This window comes from Corallococcus sp. BB11-1 (genome assembly GCF_026626625.1).
In the GTDB taxonomy this organism is placed as follows: domain Bacteria; phylum Myxococcota; class Myxococcia; order Myxococcales; family Myxococcaceae; genus Corallococcus; species Corallococcus soli.
This window is the reverse complement of sequence record NZ_JAPNJY010000031.1, coordinates 75,665-91,986: the sequence shown is the minus strand read 5'-3', so window position 1 is coordinate 91,986 and position 16,322 is coordinate 75,665. Positions and strand designations below refer to the sequence as shown.

Sequence of the window (16,322 nt, the reverse complement as noted above, 5' to 3'; positions counted from 1 at the left end):
CCGGGGTCGGTCCGGAAGGGGCCGCTCCTTGCCCTGGGTGCCACACCCTCCCTACAGTGCGCGGGCCTTGGCACGTCGCCTCAAGAAACCCGGTCTCCGGGGCATCCTCCTGGGTTCTTTCGGCCTCGCGTTGGCCGTCGTCCTTGGAGCGCTCTACTTCGTCGTCCCCTGGCAGGTGGAGGACTACCTGAAGGAGCGCTTGCGCGCTCACGCCCGTGCGAAGGCTCAGGAGGTGGGTGCGCTGCTCATGGCACGGGGGGGCATCCGGTCGGCTCCCAGCCTGGAAGGCATCTACAGCCAGGACGAGGACTTCAGCGTCGTGGCCCTCGTGGATGACCAGGGCTCAATCCTGGCCACCCACCCCACGCAGGCACCGGCGTGGTTCCGGAAGGCCCTGGAGGATCGCACCGAAACGGAGTCCGGGCCTCCGCCTCCGCTGAACGGGCTGGCGTTCCCCAACGGCAACGAGGCGGTGTCCGTCGCCGTGGCGCCCGCGAGCGGTGTGCCCGGGGAGGTGGTGGTGGTGGTGAACCTGTCGCGGCTGGACGACGTGCTCCAGACGCTGCGCCACACCGTGCTGCTGGCCTTCCTGGTGGGGCTGGTGCTGTTCCTGCTGGTGGCGTTCCTCATCTCCCGCGCGTTCATCCTCCAGCCGCTGGACACGATGATGTCCATGGCGCGCAAGCTGGCGGAGGCCGACCTCACCGGCCGCGCGGAGGTGCGCAACAGCACGGACGAGCTGGGCCAGCTGGCGGAGGCGCTCAACCGCATGGCGCAGAGCTGGCGCGACACGCTGGGCCGCGTGCGCGGCGTGTCCGACGTGGTGGCGGGCGTCATCGAGCAGATCCACCGCACCGGCACCACCGTGTCCTCCGGCGCGGGCACCGTGCAGTCGCGCGTGGAGGAGACGTCCTCCTCCATGGTGGAGATGATGGCGTCCTTGCGCGGCATCGCGGAGAACGTGGAGGTCCTCTACCAGAGCGCGGAGGAGAGCAGCTCCTCCATCATGGAGATGGCCGCCACCAACGACGAGGTGGCGGAGAACGTCCAGGCCATGGCCGCCAGCGTGGAGGAGACGACCAGCGCCATCGAGCAGATGACGTACTCCATCAAGGAGGTGGCCAAGAACATCGAGGACCTGTCCGCCTCCACCGAGGACACCTCCTCCGCCATCAGTGAGATGGACGCGGCCATCGGCCAGGTGGACGCCAACGCCAACGAGACGGCCCGCCTGTCCGAGCAGGTCTTCGAGGACGCGCAGACGGGCGTGGAGGCCCTGCGCAAGACGCTGTCCGGCATCGACCGCATCAAGGACACCAGCCGCACCGCCGCGGGCGTCATCGACAGCCTGGGCCGGCGCATCTCCGAGATCGGCAACATCCTCAACGTCATCGACGACGTGGCGGAGCAGACGAACCTGCTGGCCCTCAACGCCGCCATCATCGCCGCGCAGGCCGGCGAGCACGGCAAGGGCTTCGCGGTGGTGGCCGAGGAGATCAAGGACCTGGCCGAGCGCACCGGCGCGTCCACCAAGGAGATCGCGGAGCTCATCCGGGGCGTGCAGGAGGAGAGCCGCAACGCCGTGGTGGTGATGAACCAGGGCTACAAGAGCGTGGAGGAGGGCGTGCAACTGGGCCGCGAGGCGGAGGGCGCCCTGCGGAAGATCAACGACAGCACGCAGAAGTCCACGCAGATGGTGAAGGCCATCGCCCGCGCCACGGTGGAGCAGTCCCGGGGCAGCAAGCAGGTGACCGCGGCCATCCACCGCATCTCCGCCACCGTGCAGATGATCTCCCAGGCCTCCAACGAGCAGGCCCGGGGTGGCGAGCAGATCATGAAGAGCGCGGAGCGGATGAAGACGCTCACCCAGCACGTCCAGCGCTCCAGCCAGGAGCAGGCGCACGGCAGCAAGCAGATCACCCGCTCCATCGAGAGCATCAACGAGATGGTCACCCACCTGAACCGCGCCCAGAAGGAGCAGACCAAGGGCAGCGAACAGGTGCTCAAGGCGGTGGAGACCATCAAGGGCGTGTCCGAGCACCAGACGCGTTCGGTGCGCCAGCTGGAAGAAGCCATCGACAACCTGACGCGGCAGGCGGAGATCCTCCGCGCCGAAGTGCGACGCTTCCGCGTCTGAGGTCCCTTGGAAGAAGGCAGCCTGTCCCCCATGCCCGCCGAGCCCGCCGCTCCCCGCACCGTCTCCGAGCGCGCCGTGGTGCTGCTCATCGGCGCGGTGCAGTTCGTCAACATCCTGGACTTCGTGATGGTGATGCCGCTGGGCCCCGACTTCGCGAAGGGGCTGGGCATCGAGTCGTCGCACATCGGCACCATTGGCGGCAGCTACACCGCCGCCGCGAGCGTGGCGGGGCTGGTGGGCGGCTACATGCTGGACCGCTTCGACCGCCGCAAGGCGCTGGCGGTGTGCATGCTGGGGCTGGTGGCGGCCACGGCGGCGGGGGGCCTGTCCACGGGACTGTCCACGCTGCTGCTGACGCGGGTGTGCGCGGGCCTCTTCGGCGGGCCGGCGACGGCGCTGTCGCTGTCCATCATCGCGGACCTCATCCCGGCGGAGCGCCGGGGCCGGGCGCTGGGCGCGGTGATGGCGTCCTTCTCCGTGGCGTCCGTGTTGGGCGTCCCCATGGCCCTGAAGGTGGCGGAGGTGGGCGGCTGGCGGCTGCCCTTCTTCGCGGTGGCGGCGCTGGGGCTGGTGGTGGCCACGGCCGCGCTCCTGCTGCTGCCGCCGGTGCGCGGCCACCTGGGCCAGGGCGGCGCGGCCCGGGCGCCGGGCGTGGGCGCGCTCCTGGGCCGCACCGACGTGCAACTGTCCTACCTGATGACGGCGCTGGTGATGATGAGCGGCTTCATCGTCATCCCCAACATCTCCGCCTACCTCCAGCAGAACCTGGGCTACCCGCGCGACCGGCTGTGGTTCCTCTACTTCGTGGGCGGCATCGTGAGCTTCGTCACGCTGCGGCTGACGGGGCCGCTGGTGGACCGCTTCGGCTCCTTCCGCGTGGGCACGGCGGGCGTGCTCCTGGCCGCGTGCGCCACCTACGTGGGCTTCATCTCCTATCCGGCGTGGCTGCCCATCCCGCTCGTCTTCATGGGCTTCATGCTGGCCATGGGGATGCGCAACGTGGCGTACAACACGCTCACCTCCCGCGTGCCGGACAACCCGGTGCGCGCCCGCTTCATGTCGTTGCAGTCCGCGACGCAGCACATGGCGTCCGCGCTGGGCGCCTTCCTGTCCTCCCGCCTGTTGATGGACCTGCCGGACGGGACGCTGGGCGGAATGGGGACCATCGCCTGGGTGTCCATCGGGTTGTCGCTGGGGGTGCCCGGCATGTTGTGGGTGGTGGAGAAGCGGGTCCGCTCGCGCGAGCAGGCCCTGGCCCTGGCAACGCCCGCCTCCCAGGGGCTGGCGGTGCCGCTGTCCTCCCCGGCGAACCCCCACACCTGAGGCTTTTTGCCCCAGGGCCGCACCGGGGGCCCGGCCGCCCGCCCCCTCCCCACGGTGCCGGTCGGTCGCTGGACGTCCACTGGCGGTTGCGCGAGCCCGCTCCCGGGGCGATAACCCGGGAACTCCCTTCAAGGGGACTCTGAAGACCCATGTTCAACATCGGCGCAGGCGAAATGGTGTTCATCCTGGTGGCCGCGCTGATCGTGCTCGGCCCCCAGCGGTTGCCTGAGCTGGCGCGGGCCATCGGCAAGTTCATGCGCGAGTTCCGTCGCCAGACGGACGACGTGCGCAACGTGGTGGAGCGCGAGTTCTACGCGATGGACGAGGAGTTCAACCGCGAGCTTCCGGCCCGCCCGGGCACGCGCGTGCCGTCCCCGCCGCCGGAGCTGACGGGGGGCCTGCACCACCTGCCGGATGGCTCCCTGCCCAACATGCTCGCGGAGCCCGCGCCGTCGCTCACCGCGTCGTTGGAGCCCGCGCACCTGCCCGCACCCGAAGCGGCGGCGGAGTCCCACGGGCCGTCCGCGGAGGCGGCCGCCCTGGCGGTGGCCACCGGTCCCCAGGCTTCGCCGGAAGCGGAGGGTGACGCGGCAGGGACGGAGCCGCGCCCTGGCGCGGATGGCCTCCCGCAACTCGCCCCCATCCCGGGCACGGTGGCGCGCAACGCGCCGAAACGGAGCTGAGCCCTGAACCGCCAAGGGGTTGATTTCAACGATCTGCGCATGAGCCTGTCGGAGCACCTGACGGAGCTGCGCACGCGGCTGGTGAAGTGTTCGCTCGCGGTGCTCGTGCTGGGCGCCGCGTCGCTGCTCTTCGCCAAGCCCATCTTCGGCCTGCTGATGCGGCCGGTGCTCGACGCGCTGCCCGCGGACGGCCGGTCGCTCGTCTACACATCCGGCATCGAAGAAATCAACGTGCTGATGAAGGTGGGCGTGTACTGCGGCATCTTCCTCACCACGCCCGTCATCCTCTGGCAGATCTGGGGCTTCGTGTCGCCCGGGCTCTACCCGGAGGAGCGCAAGTACGCCTCGCCCTTCGTGATGCTGGGCTCGGTGGCGTTCCTCGTGGGCGCGCTGTTCTGCTACTTCCTGGTGCTGCCCTCCATGTTCAAGTTCCTCCTGAGCGAGGAGGAGACGCTGGCGCTGGAGCAGCGCGTGGACACCGCGAGGCTGGGCGCGGAGGACGCGCTGCGCTTCCTGCGCATTGGCGAGGTGGAGCGCGCCGGGCACCTGGCGAAGCAGACCAGCGCCGCGCTGACGGCCGCGGGGCAGGGCCAGGTGAAGGACCCGGAGGTCGCGACCGCGAAGAGCGTGGAGCTGACCGCGCGCCTGAAGGGCCTGGGCGACCTGCTGGACGCGGCGTCGGACGGGCTGGGCGTGCCCGCGCGCGGCGTGCTGCGCGCGGCGGTGGAGAAGCGGGTGGAGGCGGTGAACGCCTTCGGCCGGCAGGACTACGTCGCGTCGGAGGTGGCCATGGACCAGGCGGCGAGCCTGCTCGCGGGCGTGGCCCCCACGCGCGCGGAGGAGATGTCCGGCCTGTGGCGGCTGGAGAAGGAGCTGGCCCGGGGCCACGCGGAGGCGGAGGCGGCGCGCTGGACGCGGCCCATGCTGACGATGAACGAGCAGCTGTCGCTGGTGCTGCTGCTCATCCTCGCCTTCGGCGTCATCTTCGAGCTGCCGCTGGTGATGGCGCTGCTGGGCATCGTCGGGGTGGTGCAGTCGAAGTGGCTCTTCCGCTACCAGCGCCACGCGTTCGTGGTGTGCCTCATCGCGGCGGCCATCCTGACGCCCACGGGCGACGTGGTGAACCTGTCGCTCATGGCCGGCCCCATGCTGCTCTGCTACGAGCTGGGCGTGCTGGCGGTGTGGCTCATCGAGAAGCGCCGCTCGAAGTCGGAAGCCTCCACGGACATCACCCCGGCGGCGTAGACTCTCGCGCGCATGAAGAGCTTCTCCGCGCGACTGATGGTGGACCTGCGGTACCTGCGCGCGCTGTCGCGGAGGTTCCGCAGCACGCTGCTGCTGGCGGCGGTCATCTTCGGGCTGGGGCCGCTGCTGTTCCAGTGGCGCTTCGTGGGGCCGGGCGGGGAGCGCATCGCCTACGGGGAGGCGCTGCACCACGTCTACTTCCTGCTCTTCGGTCAGCCGTCGCTGCCGTACGTCGACGACTGGCTGGTGGAGAGCCTGAACATCCTCATCCCCCCCGTGAGCATCGCGCTGGTGGTGGATGGCGTGGTGCGCTTCGCGTACCTCTTCTTCGCCCGGCACAAGAACGACAAGGAGTGGGTCACCGTGGTGTCCGAAACGATGAAGGGCCACGTCGTGGTGTGCGGGGCGGGGCGCGTGGGCTACCGCGTGGTGACGCAGCTGCGGGAGATGGGCAAGGACGTGGTGGTGGTGGAGAAGCGCGAGGACGCGACGTTCGTGTCCGCGCTGCGGGATGAGAACGTGCCGCTGCTCATCGACGACACGCGCAGCCCGCTGTGCCTGCCGCGCACGCACGTGAAGCACGCGTCCGCCATCGTCTGCGCCACGGACGACGACCTGGCGAACCTGAACATCGCGCTGGACGCGCGCAGGCTCAACCCGGGCATCCGCGTGGTCATCCGGCTGTTCGACGACGACCTGGGCGCGAAGGTGCGCGACACGTTCAAGGCGGAGGCCCTGTCCAGCTCCTCGCTGGCCGCGCCCGCCATGGCGCTGGCGGCGCTGGACCCTCGGCTCGTGCACTCCTTCCGTATTGGCAAGCACCTGATGGTGGTGTCGCTGTTCGTGGCGCGTGAGGGCCTGCCGGGCATGAACGTGTCCCAGGTGCGCGACCGCTTCGGCGGGCTGGCCCTGTCCCTCATCCGGGGCGCGGAGGAGACGCTGCACCCGAACGGGGACGTGGTGTTCCAGCCCGGGGACCAGGTCACCGTCCAGGCGTCCTATCCGGAGTACTGCGCCCTGCGCGCCTTCACCGGCGAGGCGGACGCGCCCGCGTACGCGGACCACGACAACTTCCTGATGCCCGGCTATCGCCCCACGGGGTGAGCGTCCATCACGGACTCCTGTCCGGGAGCCGATTCCATGCCTCCGCATGCGGCCAGCAGCATTGCTCCGGTCAGCGACACGCCCTTAAGAAGTCGGTTCATCGGGCGCTTCCTCCCGTGATGGGACGGAGCCCCCCAATGCCGGGAGAAGCTGCCAGATGCCGACAGGCCGTACCGCGACCGTTGGATTCCAGGCAGGTGTCCGTCGGTCCTTCTCGGTGGGAGCGGACGTCGCGTGGGAGGGGTGGGGTGAAGGCCCGGGATTGTCGCGCTGGGTGGGCACGATCCATGAGCCGCTGGAGGACGGGGCGTTGGCCTCACTGCCGGATGGGACGCGGGTGACGGTGGTGCGGTGCGTTCCGGCGAAGCAGTTGCGCCTGCGGCTGGAGCGCGAGGAGTGGGGCCGGGCTCGCACCGTCCAACTGCGCCTGGTTCCCTCCGTGCACGGCATCACCGTGGCGCTGCACGCGGAGGGGCTGCCGGATGCGGGCGTCCGCGAGGAGTTGTTGGCGCGGTGGACACATGCCCTGGAGTCCTGGGAGGCCTTCTCCGGACGGCACGTGGCGGTGAGCCGGTCGGGTCCTCCGACGCGCGATCCCGCGGGGGGCAAGGAGGCGCAGGAGACCCCCTCCCTGGAGAAGGGACTCGCGGAGAGGGGCGCGGCCGACCTGAAGGCGGCGGGACCCACGGGGGGCGCCCGTGGGGTGAAGCAGAGCGCGGCGCGCGGGGCGAAGAAGTCCGTGTCCGCGAAGCCCCCCAGTGGTGTGAGGAAGGGCGTGAAGAAGTCCGTGTCCGCGAAGCCCCTTGGTGGCGTGAAGAAGGGCGTGAAGAAGTCCGTGGCGGCGAAGCCCCGCGGTGGTGTGAAGAAGTCCGTGTCCGCGAAGCCCCTTGGTGGCGTGAAGAAGTCCATGGCTGCGAAGCGCGCTGGCGGCGCCAGGAAGGCGCCTGGCAGGAAGACGGCCGCAGCGAAGAAGACGCGGACCCGGAAGTAGGCGGGGCCACGGGCGGGGTGCTGTTCCGAAGCGGCGCCCCAGACCGTGCCCCCGTGCGCCGCCGTCACCGTCCGCGCAGGCCCTGGGCAATCTTCAGGATGTCCGCGAGCACGCCGGCCGCCGTGACGGGACCTCCCGCGCCCGCGCCCTGCACCAGCAGCGGGTGGTCCGCGTAGCGCTCCGTGGAGAAGGCCACGAACGCCTCCGAGCCGCGCAGCCGCGTCGCCGGGTGCTCCTTCGCCACGGCCACCGGCCCCACGCGCAGCACCGGGCCGTCCTTCGCGGCGGGATCGATTCGCGCCAGGTAGCGCAGCACCTTGCCCTCCGCGCGCAGGCCCTCGATGCGCGACGTGAACGTGCGGTCCAGCTTCTCCAGGCTGGTGAGGAAGCGCTCCACGTCGGCCTCCTCCAGGTACGCGCGCGGCACGAAGGGCTCCACCTCCACGTCCTCCATTGACAGCTCCAGGCCCTGCTCGCGCGCCAGGATGAGCGCCTTTCGCGCCGCGTCCGTGCCCGCCAGGTCCTCGCGCGGGTGCGGCTCCGTGAAGCCCAGCTCGCGCGCGGTGCGCACCGCCTTCGACAGCGGCACGCCGTCCATCAACTGCTGGCTCAGGTAGCCGAGCGTCCCGGAGAAGGAGCCCTCCACCCGGTGCACCCGGTCCCCCGTGCGCACCAGGTCCTTCAGCGTCTGGATGACGGGCAGGCCCGCGCCCACCGTCGTCTCGTAGTGGTACGCGCGGTGGTTCAGGCGCGCGGTGCTCCTGAGTCGCTCCCACACCTCGCGCGGCTGCGTCAGCGGCTTCTTGTTCGCCGCCACGACGTGGATGCCGCCGCGGAAGGCCTCCAGGTACAGCGCCTCCATGCCGTCCGCCGCGGTGCAGTCCACCAGCACCGGCACCGGCAGCCGCCGCAGCGGCTCCAGCAGCGCCTGCACCACGGGCGGTGACGCTCCCTCGGGCACCGCTTCGATGCGCTCGCGCCACTGGTGCAGCGGGATGCCCTCCGGCGAGAAGAGCACCCGCCGGCTGTCCGCGAGCCCCACCAGGTTGAGCTGGATGCCGTGCTCCTGCGCCAGCGTCTGTTGCAGCGTGCGCAGCTGCTCCAGCAACTGGCTGCCCACCACGCCATGGCCCAGCACCAGCAGGCTCACCTCCTCGTGGGCGAAGTGGAAGGCCGCGTGCACCGTGCGCACCGTCAGCGCCGTCTCCCCTCCATCCACGATGAACGAGATGGAGCGCGCGCTGGCCGTCTGCGCGATGGCGCGCACGTTGATGCCCAGGGCGCCCAGCGGCTGGAACAGGCGGCCGGCCACATTTGCGCCCTGGCCCATCGCCTCCGCCACCAGCGCCACCTGCGTCACCGGCGCGCGCACCTGGGGCGGCAGCAGGGCGCCCCGCTCCAGCTCCAGCGCCAGCTCACGCCGCAGCACCTGCTCCGCGCGCGCCGCATGGGCCTTGTGCAGCACCACCGCCACCGAGCGGCCCGGCGACGACTGCGCCGCCATCCACGCGTCGATGCTCGCCGCCTCCAGCGCCTGCAACGCGCGAGGCCCCACCGGCCGCGCCGCTTCCTCCGCGCCGCCCTCCAGCCCCAGCAGCGCCAGGTCCTCCAGCGACACCACGCAGGTGGGCACGCTGCCGTCGCCCGCGCCGGGCACGTCGATGAGGGTGCCCGGCTCGTCGGGCTGTTGCAGGTGGCGCACGCGCAGCGGGATGTCCGCGTCGCGCAGCGTGGACAGCGCGCGCGGGTGCAGCGTGGGCAGGCCCAGGTACACCAGCTCCAGTGCTTCGGTGTAGCTCAGGTGCGGCACCGGCCGTGCGTCCGCGACGTGGAGCGGATCCGCCGTCATCACCCCGGGCACGTCCGTCCACAGGGTCAGCGGCGTGCCCAGCAGCACGGCCAGCACCGCCGCCGTCTCGTCCGCGCCACCGGAGCCCAGCGTGGTGGAGCGCCCGTCGAGCGACACCCCGCGCCCTCCCGCATGCAGCGTCAGCCGTCCCTCCCAGGTGGGCCGCAGCGTCGCCACCCGCGCGCGGGTGTGCTCCCGGTCCACGCGCGCCTGTCCGGGTTCTCCTTCCGTCACCGTCCAGTCCGCCCCGTCCACCTCCAGCGAAGGCACGCCCCGCGCTCCCAGCAGCCGTCCTAGCAGCGCCGCCGTCAGCCGCTCGCCCGCGCCCTGAACCACGTCCTCCAGCGCCGGGCGTCGCTCGCGCACGAGGCTGGCGCCATCCAGCGCGCGCCGCGCGGGCTCCAGCAGCGACGCCAGCGTGCGCGTCCCCTCCGCCTCCACCGACGTGGAGCCCGGAGGCGCGCCCAGCCGGCGCTCGGCCTCCTCCAGCATCAACAGGCCGCGCGCCAGGAGGCCATCCAGCTCCTGTCGCGCCAGCACGGCGTTGCCCTTCAACGCGATGGACAGCGCGGCCTCCAGGCCCGTGGACAGCCACGGCGGCGACGACACGATGGCGGCGCGCGTGGTGCCCGCGTCGCGGCGCGACAGGTGCGTGGCCACGGACGCGAGGCCCAGGGCGGTGTCGAGCAGGAAGGGCGCGTAGCGGGTGATGCTCACGGGGGCGGTCATGAAGTCTTCCGGGCGCGGACGCCGGCAGGGGAGGAGGGGCGGGCGTCACGGCCCACGCCCGGGGGCAGGGCCAGGGCGCGCAGCAACAGGGGCGCGAGCGCGTCCCATTCGATGAGGAAGCCGTCGTGGCCGTGCACGCTGCTCAGGGCCGCGTATTCGGCGTGCAGGCCCTGCGCGCGCAGGCGCCGGGACAGCGTGACCATGTGCTCGGGCGGGAAGAGCTGGTCGCGGTCGATGCCGATGCTCAGCGTGCTCGCGCGGATCCGGTCCAGGCCGGGGCCGCCGCGCGGCGTGGGCACGCGCGCCAGGTCGTGGTGGTCCATGGCGCCCAGCAGCGCCAGGTAGGAGCGGGCATCGAAGCGCGCCTCCAGCTTCGCGCCCTGGTGCTCCAGGTAGCTCTCCACCGGGTACAGGGCCCGCGAAGACCACGCCTGCGGACGCTTCTGGAGCGCGTCCAGGCCGGCCTCCGCGCGGTAGGTGAGCGTCGCCAACTGACGCGCCAGCTCCAGGCCGCGCCGGGGGGACTCCGGGTACTCCGGATCCAACAGGATGGCCTGCCGGGCCACGTGGTTCCAGCCCACCACCCACGCGGATGCCGACTCCGCCGTGGCGATGGGCACCATGCGCTGGAAGCGCTCCGGCGCGAGCGCCGCGAGGCACAGGACCACCATGCCGCCCAGCGAGCCGCCGATGACGAGCGCCACCTCCGCGATGCCCAGCGCGTCCAGCGCGGCGAGGATGGAGCGCGCCTGGTCCCACGGCGTGAGGGTGGCGGGGAGGCTGCGCTCATCCAGGCGCAGGTCGCCCTTGGCCAACACCGGCGAGGGGCCGAAGCGGGTGTCGTCGGTGCGCAGGGGGAAGCCTTCGTCCGCGGGGCCGAAGGTGCCGTAGCAGGAGCCCAGGTTGTTGAAGCACAGCAGGCGCACGCGCGAAGGGTCCAGCGGCCGGCCCTTCCCGATGACGGGCTCCCACCAGCCGCCCTCGCCCCCCGCGTGCATGTCCCCGGTGAGCGCGTGCACCAGCAGCACGGTGGGCACGGGGTCGGGCGCGCGTCGCGGACCGTCGCGACGTGCATCGGCGGCGGCGTCCCGCAGCTCGGAGGCGGAGCGCCGCACGACTTGAAGCCTGCCCGCGCGCGTCGCCTCTTCCGAGTGCACGCGCGAGCGCGACCGCAGCCACGCGAGGTCCTCCGGGGGCCCCCACCACCAGCCGCGCACCAGGTGGGGCGCCACGCGGGCGCCGGCCTCCAGGGGCAGGTCCGGCAGCGACAGGTCGAAGACGCGCGGCGTTTCGGCGCGCGCGGGGAGCTCCACGGGATTCCTCACGGGTCGCATGGCGTCAGGCCGCGTCCAACGCCTGGTCCAGGTCGGCCAGGATGTCGTCCAGGTGCTCCAGGCCCACGGACAGCCGCACCAGGTCGTCGGTGACGCCCGTGCTGGCGCGCTCCTCCGGCGACAGCTGCTCGTGCGTCGTGGACGCGGGGTGGATGATGAGCGAGCGCGTGTCGCCGATGTTCGCGAGCAGGCTCCACAGCTTCACGCCGTCAATCACGCGGCGCCCCGCCGGCAGGCCGCCCTTCACGCCGAAGGTGACGAGTCCGCCGAAGCCGTTCTTGAGGTACTTCTTCGCGTGGGTGAACGCGGGGTCGTTCTCCAGGCCCGGGTAGCGCACCCACTCCACCTTCTTGTGGTGCTGGAGCCACTTCGCCACCGCGAGCGCGTTCTGCGAGTGGCGCTCCAGGCGCAGCCGCAGCGTCTCCAGGCCCAGGATGAAGGCGTGCGCGTTGAAGGGGCTGAGCGCGGGGCCCAGGTCGCGCAGGCCCTCCAGCCGGGCCTTGAGGATGTAGGCCGCGGGACCGAAGGCTTCGCGCAGGCGCAGGCCGTGGTAGCCGGGGTTGGGCTCGGTCAGCTCCGGGAACCGGCCGTTCTCCCAGGGGAAGTTGCCACCGTCCACGATGACGCCGCCAATGGAGGTGCCGTGGCCGCCGATGTACTTCGTCGCGCTGTGCAGCACGATGTGCGCGCCGTGGCGCAGGGGGTTGAAGAGGGCGGGGGACAGCGCGGTGTTGTCCACGAAGAGGGGCAGGCCCGCGTCGCGCGCGATGGCGGCGATGGCGTCGAAGTCCGGCACGTCCAGGCGCGGGTTGCCCAGCGACTCCAGGTAGAGCGCCTTCGTCCTGGGGCCAATGGCTTCGCGGAACGACTCCGGGCGGTTGGAGTCCACGAAGCGCGTGGTGATGCCCAGGCGGGGCAGCGTCACCTTGAAGAGGTTGTAGGTGCCGCCGTAGAGGCTGGCGCCGGACACGAGCTCATCCCCGTTCTTGAGGATGTTGAGGATGCCCAGCGTCTGCGCGGCCTGTCCGGACGCCACGGCGAGCGCGCCCACGCCCCCTTCGAGCGCGGCGATGCGCTTCTCGAACACGTCCGTCGTGGGGTTCGTGATGCGCGTGTAGATGTTGCCGAACTCCTTGAGGCCGAAGAGGGCGGCGGCGTGGTCCGCGTCGCGGAAGCGGTAGCTGGTCGTCTGGTAGATGGGCACCGCGCGCGACCCGGTGGTGGGGTCGGGCGAATAGCCGGCGTGCAGCGCGAGCGTGTCGAAGTGCAGCGGGCGGTCGTTGGGCGTGCTCATGGCAAGGGGCTCCTGTTCGCGTCGCCAGCGAAGGCGCGCGTGAGGTGAAGGGCGGACGGGTGACGGGGACGTCAGGGCACGACGGGCGGCGGGGGAGGCTTCAGGTCTCGGTGGGCGCTAACGACGCTCTTCGGCGGGGATGCGAGAGCGGAGGCCCGGAACGACGAAGCCCACCGACCCTCGCGGGTGGGTGGGCTCCGGTGGCTCGCCAGGGGCAGGCTGTGCGTCAGCCGGCCGCGGCGGGCTTGGGCCCACCCGGAACAGGCATCGAACACATGCACATGGCGGAGGTGACGAACATTCTGCGAATAGAAGTAGCGAGCATGCCACGCACTGTCAAGCCACCCCCTGGAACGAAGCTGCTGGCCTGCCTCGTCACCTGTCTCTTCGCGGGCGCGTGTTCCCGGCCCGCGCCGCCCACCTCCATGACCTTGCGAAAGACGTTCCGCACGCAGCTGAAGGACCCGGCAGGATTCCCCGCGAGCGCGCACCTTCCGCCCGTGAGTGCCTTCGAAGTGGTGCGCTATCCGGCGCCGCTGGGAAGCAACGCGGCCTACGTCTCGCCCGTGCGCGAAGGGGCCCGGCGTCCGGCGATGGTGTGGATCCACGGAGGCTTCGACTGGGGCATCGGTCCGCTCGCGTGGGTGCCCGCCAAGCGAGACAACGACCAGAGCGCGCGGGCGTTCCGTGATGCGGGCATGGTGCTGATGCTGCCGTCGTTGCGCGGCGCGAACGACAACCCCGGCGAGCGCGAGTACTTCCTGGGTGAGGCGGACGACGTGGTGGCCGCCATCGACTTCCTGGCCCGGCGCCCGGACGTGGACCCTGCTCGCATCTACCTGGGTGGGCACAGCACGGGAGGCACGCTGGCGCTCATCGCGGCGGCGCATGCACCGCGCCTGAAGGGGGTCTACGCCTTCGGTCCCGTCCACGACGTCTCCGTGTACGGAAAGACGGGCACGGCGCTGGACCGCGCTACGGGACCAGAGCTGTGGATGCGCAACCCGGTGAGCTTCGTGGAGTCCCTGCGCGTACCCACGCAGATCATCGAGGGCGCGGAAGAGGGCAACACCGACGCGTTCGAGCCCCTGCGCGAGGCGGCGAAGGGTGCGCCGCTGTCGTTCCTCGCCGTGCCCGGCGCCACGCACTTCAGTGTGCTCGCGCCCGTGACGGAGCTGCTGGCGCGCAAGCTCGCGGAAGCGCCAGCGGAGGCACCGACGGTGGTGCTCACGGACGCGGAGGTCCGTGAGGCGATGCGTGTCGAACGCGACAGGTGAGGTCCGCTCAGCGCACCTGGGCGTTCGCGGGGTAGGGCGGCAGCGCGCCCTGGAAGCCCGGCTGCGCCTTCACGCGCTCCAGCCACGCGAACTACGGCGTGGGGGTGGCCTCGTTCCAGACCTCGGAGACGCGGCCAATCTGATCGAACGCGCAGTGCACGGCGTCCGGGATGATCTTGTCGTCCACCGGGAACTGGAGCCCGGTGAGGTAGGCCTTGGCGGCCTGGATGTCGTCGTACAGGAAGTCCTTGCTGCCGTAGGTGAAGTAGAACTTCGTGCTACCGCGCAGCGACGCCTGGCTCGCATCCCAGTCCATGCTCCCAGACCACGGCTTCTCGCCGCCGCAGCTGAGCGCGTAGACGCCCGGGTAGCGGTCGCCGTAGCGCGGCAGGAAGCTGGCGGTCAGCTGGATGGAGCCGCCCGACGAGCCGCCGAAGTAGATGGGCCCGTTCAGGATGTCCCAGCTCCGGCGCACCGTTTCGATGATCTCCGCCAGCGCCGCCGCGTTCTTGCCCTCCAGGTCGCGATCCGCGTCCGTCGCTTCGGTGGAGCAGTCCGTGCGCTCCGGGGTCGTCCACCAGGCGCAGCTGTTCGGTGCGAGTGCCGCCACGTAGAGCGTGTTGTGCCCGTAGGCCCAACCCCCGTGGGTGTATAGCGCGCGGGGGCCCTTGCCGCTGTTGTCGGGCCTGTAGGCCGAGGCGCCATCCCCGTGCAGGTAGATGGCCAGCTTCATGGGCGCGGCCGCGATGCCCGCCTGGGGCTCGATGATCTTCACCTTCGCCGCGCCGACCTGCGCCTCGCAGAACGACAGGGTGCCCGCGTCCGTCTGCGTCGTCCCCGTGGTGATGCAGGGCAGCTTGCCGGCACCCCGCGAGCTGCCCGAGCCCGCGTCCGTGCCGGCGTCTACCTGCGTGCCCGCGTCGGTGCCCGCATCCACACCCGCGTCCGCCCCGGCATCGGTGGCGGTGCCCGAGTCGGCGGTGCTGCTCGCATCGGGCGTGGGCTCATCAGGGTCGTCCGAACACGCGGACAGGCCCAGGGCAAGGACGGCGGCGAGGACGAGACGGGGCATGTGACTCGGGGAGGGAAGGGGGAGGCAGTGCCTCTGTTCAGACGCCAGTATACCGGGTATAGAATTCCAGCCCGGAGAGGAAATTATTCCATGAGCGGACGCGTGAACCTGATGGCCCCGGAGGTCCGGGCCAATCCCTACCCCGTGTACGCGGAGCTGCGGCGCAACGCTCCGGTGTGTCAGGTGGAGCCAGGTGGCCTCTGGGCGCTCACGCGCTTCGAGGACGTGTCCGCGGCGTTCAAGAACCCGCAGGTGTTCTCCTCAGCGGGGGTGCGCGCCGTCACGGCGCCCCCGTGGCTGGGCCACAACCCGTTCTCCGAATCCATGATCGTCATGGACCCGCCGCACCACATGCGGCTGCGCACGCTGGTGAGCCGCGCGTGGACGCCCGCGGCGGTGAACCGGCTGGAGCCTCGCATCCGGAGCTTCGCGCAGGCGCTCGCCGAACGCCTGCATCCGGAGCGGGAGGTGGACTTCGTGGATGCCTTCGCCATGCCGCTGCCCGCCAGCGTGATTGGCGAACTGTTCGCGTTGGATCCGCGGATGACCGCCCGCTACAAGCGCTGGTCGGTGGACCTGTCCAGCGTGTCCGGGACGACGGAGACGGACACCCACCGCCACGAGTCCATCCGCGCCACGGTGCGCGAGATGGAGGACTACCTGTCCCAGGTGGTCGCCGACCGCCGCCGCCAGCCCCAGGACGACATGGTGTCGGACCTGGTGCGGACGCGCGTGGACGGCGAGGCGCTCTCCGACACGGAGCTGATGAGCTTCCTGTTCCTGCTCGTCGTCGCGGGGCTGGAGACCACCGTGCAGCTCGTCAGCCACTGCGTGCGCATGCTGATGGAGCACCCGCACCTGCTCACCCGCCTGCGGGAGAACCCGGCCCAGCTCCCGCGCTTCGTGGAGGAGGTGCTGCGCTTCGAGCCCTCCGTGCACGGCCTGGTGCGCGTCACCACGAAGGCGACGGAGGTGGCGGGCGTGGTGATTCCGGAGGGCGCGCGCGTGGCGCTGATGGTGGGCTCCGCGTGCCGCGACGGCGAGCGCTTCAAGGACCCGGACACCTTCGACATGGACCGCGAGGGCGTGAACAACTTCCCCTTCGGCCACGGCATCCACTTCTGCCTGGGCGCGCCCCTGGCCCGGCTGGAGGCGCGCGTGGGGCTGGAGGTGCTCCTGTCCCGCTTCACGCGCTTCACGCCCGCGGGCCCGGTGAAGTGGAACACCTCCCTCACCGTGCGCGGCCCGCTGACGATGCCCCTCATCCCGCACGCCTGAGCGCGC

12 protein-coding genes are annotated in these 16,322 nt (G+C 71.4%); 8 read left to right on the top strand and 4 right to left on the bottom strand.

The genetic code is table 11. From position 1 onward, the window contains the following. Positions 1 to 67 precede the first annotated feature (67 nt). From OV207_RS26415 to OV207_RS26390, 6 genes are all read left to right on the top strand, one after another. Positions 68 to 2,137 carry a methyl-accepting chemotaxis protein gene (locus OV207_RS26415; protein WP_193349152.1) on the top strand — a complete coding sequence of 690 codons (2,070 nt, stop codon included), beginning with the start codon at positions 68 to 70 and terminating at the stop codon, positions 2,135 to 2,137. A gap of 30 nt (positions 2,138 to 2,167) precedes the next feature. Beyond that, positions 2,168 to 3,460, top strand: a complete 1,293-nt coding sequence (locus tag OV207_RS26410; RefSeq protein WP_267557870.1) for an MFS transporter — start codon at positions 2,168 to 2,170, stop codon at positions 3,458 to 3,460. Between the two features lie 149 nt (positions 3,461 to 3,609). Continuing rightward, a complete protein-coding gene (gene tatB, locus OV207_RS26405; RefSeq protein ID WP_267557868.1) occupies positions 3,610 to 4,143 on the top strand; it encodes a Sec-independent protein translocase protein TatB in 534 nt (177 codons plus the stop codon). A gap of 39 nt (positions 4,144 to 4,182) precedes the next feature. After that, positions 4,183 to 5,388 (top strand): twin-arginine translocase subunit TatC, encoded by a 1,206-nt coding sequence (gene tatC, locus OV207_RS26400; RefSeq protein WP_267557867.1) that lies wholly within the window; start codon positions 4,183 to 4,185, stop codon positions 5,386 to 5,388. A gap of 12 nt (positions 5,389 to 5,400) precedes the next feature. Beyond that, the gene (locus tag OV207_RS26395; protein WP_267557865.1) at positions 5,401 to 6,492 is read left to right on the top strand and encodes a potassium channel family protein; all 1,092 of its coding nucleotides are present in this window, start codon (positions 5,401 to 5,403) and stop codon (positions 6,490 to 6,492) included. Positions 6,493 to 6,766: 274 nt separating this feature from the next. Further along, positions 6,767 to 7,483, top strand: a complete 717-nt coding sequence (locus tag OV207_RS26390) for a hypothetical protein (protein WP_267557864.1) — start codon at positions 6,767 to 6,769, stop codon at positions 7,481 to 7,483. A 64-nt stretch (positions 7,484 to 7,547) separates the two neighbouring features. On the opposite strand, the gene OV207_RS26385 is transcribed toward OV207_RS26390, so the two are convergent. Genes OV207_RS26385 through OV207_RS26375 form a run of 3 tightly spaced genes read right to left on the bottom strand, consistent with a single transcriptional unit; the run spans position 7,548 to position 12,689 of the window. Further along, positions 7,548 to 10,061, bottom strand: coding sequence for an ACT domain-containing protein (locus OV207_RS26385; protein WP_267557863.1), 2,514 nt, complete (start codon positions 10,059 to 10,061; stop codon positions 7,548 to 7,550). Continuing rightward, positions 10,058 to 11,395 carry a homoserine O-acetyltransferase family protein gene (locus OV207_RS26380; RefSeq protein WP_267557862.1) on the bottom strand — a complete coding sequence of 446 codons (1,338 nt, stop codon included), beginning with the start codon at positions 11,393 to 11,395 and terminating at the stop codon, positions 10,058 to 10,060. Before OV207_RS26380 ends, OV207_RS26385 begins: the two co-directional genes overlap by 4 nt. A 4-nt stretch (positions 11,396 to 11,399) precedes the next feature. Then, a complete protein-coding gene (locus tag OV207_RS26375; RefSeq protein ID WP_267557861.1) occupies positions 11,400 to 12,689 on the bottom strand; it encodes an O-acetylhomoserine aminocarboxypropyltransferase/cysteine synthase family protein in 1,290 nt (429 codons plus the stop codon). A 323-nt stretch (positions 12,690 to 13,012) separates the two neighbouring features. On the opposite strand from OV207_RS26375, the gene OV207_RS26370 reads away from it, so the two are divergent. Further along, positions 13,013 to 13,966: an alpha/beta hydrolase family protein gene (locus OV207_RS26370; protein WP_267557860.1), complete on the top strand. Its 954-nt coding sequence runs from the start codon at positions 13,013 to 13,015 to the stop codon at positions 13,964 to 13,966. 91 nt (positions 13,967 to 14,057) lie between these two features. Here the strand turns inward: OV207_RS26370 and OV207_RS26365 are convergent, their stop codons facing one another. Continuing rightward, complete coding sequence (locus OV207_RS26365) at positions 14,058 to 15,038, bottom strand: hypothetical protein (protein ID WP_267557858.1); 981 nt, start codon at positions 15,036 to 15,038, stop codon at positions 14,058 to 14,060. A 90-nt stretch (positions 15,039 to 15,128) separates the two neighbouring features. Between OV207_RS26365 and OV207_RS26360 the strand changes: the two genes are divergently transcribed. Continuing rightward, on the top strand, positions 15,129 to 16,316 hold the full coding sequence (locus OV207_RS26360; RefSeq protein ID WP_267557856.1) for a cytochrome P450: 1,188 nt from the start codon (positions 15,129 to 15,131) through the stop codon (positions 16,314 to 16,316). The last annotated feature ends 6 nt before the right edge of the window (positions 16,317 to 16,322 follow it).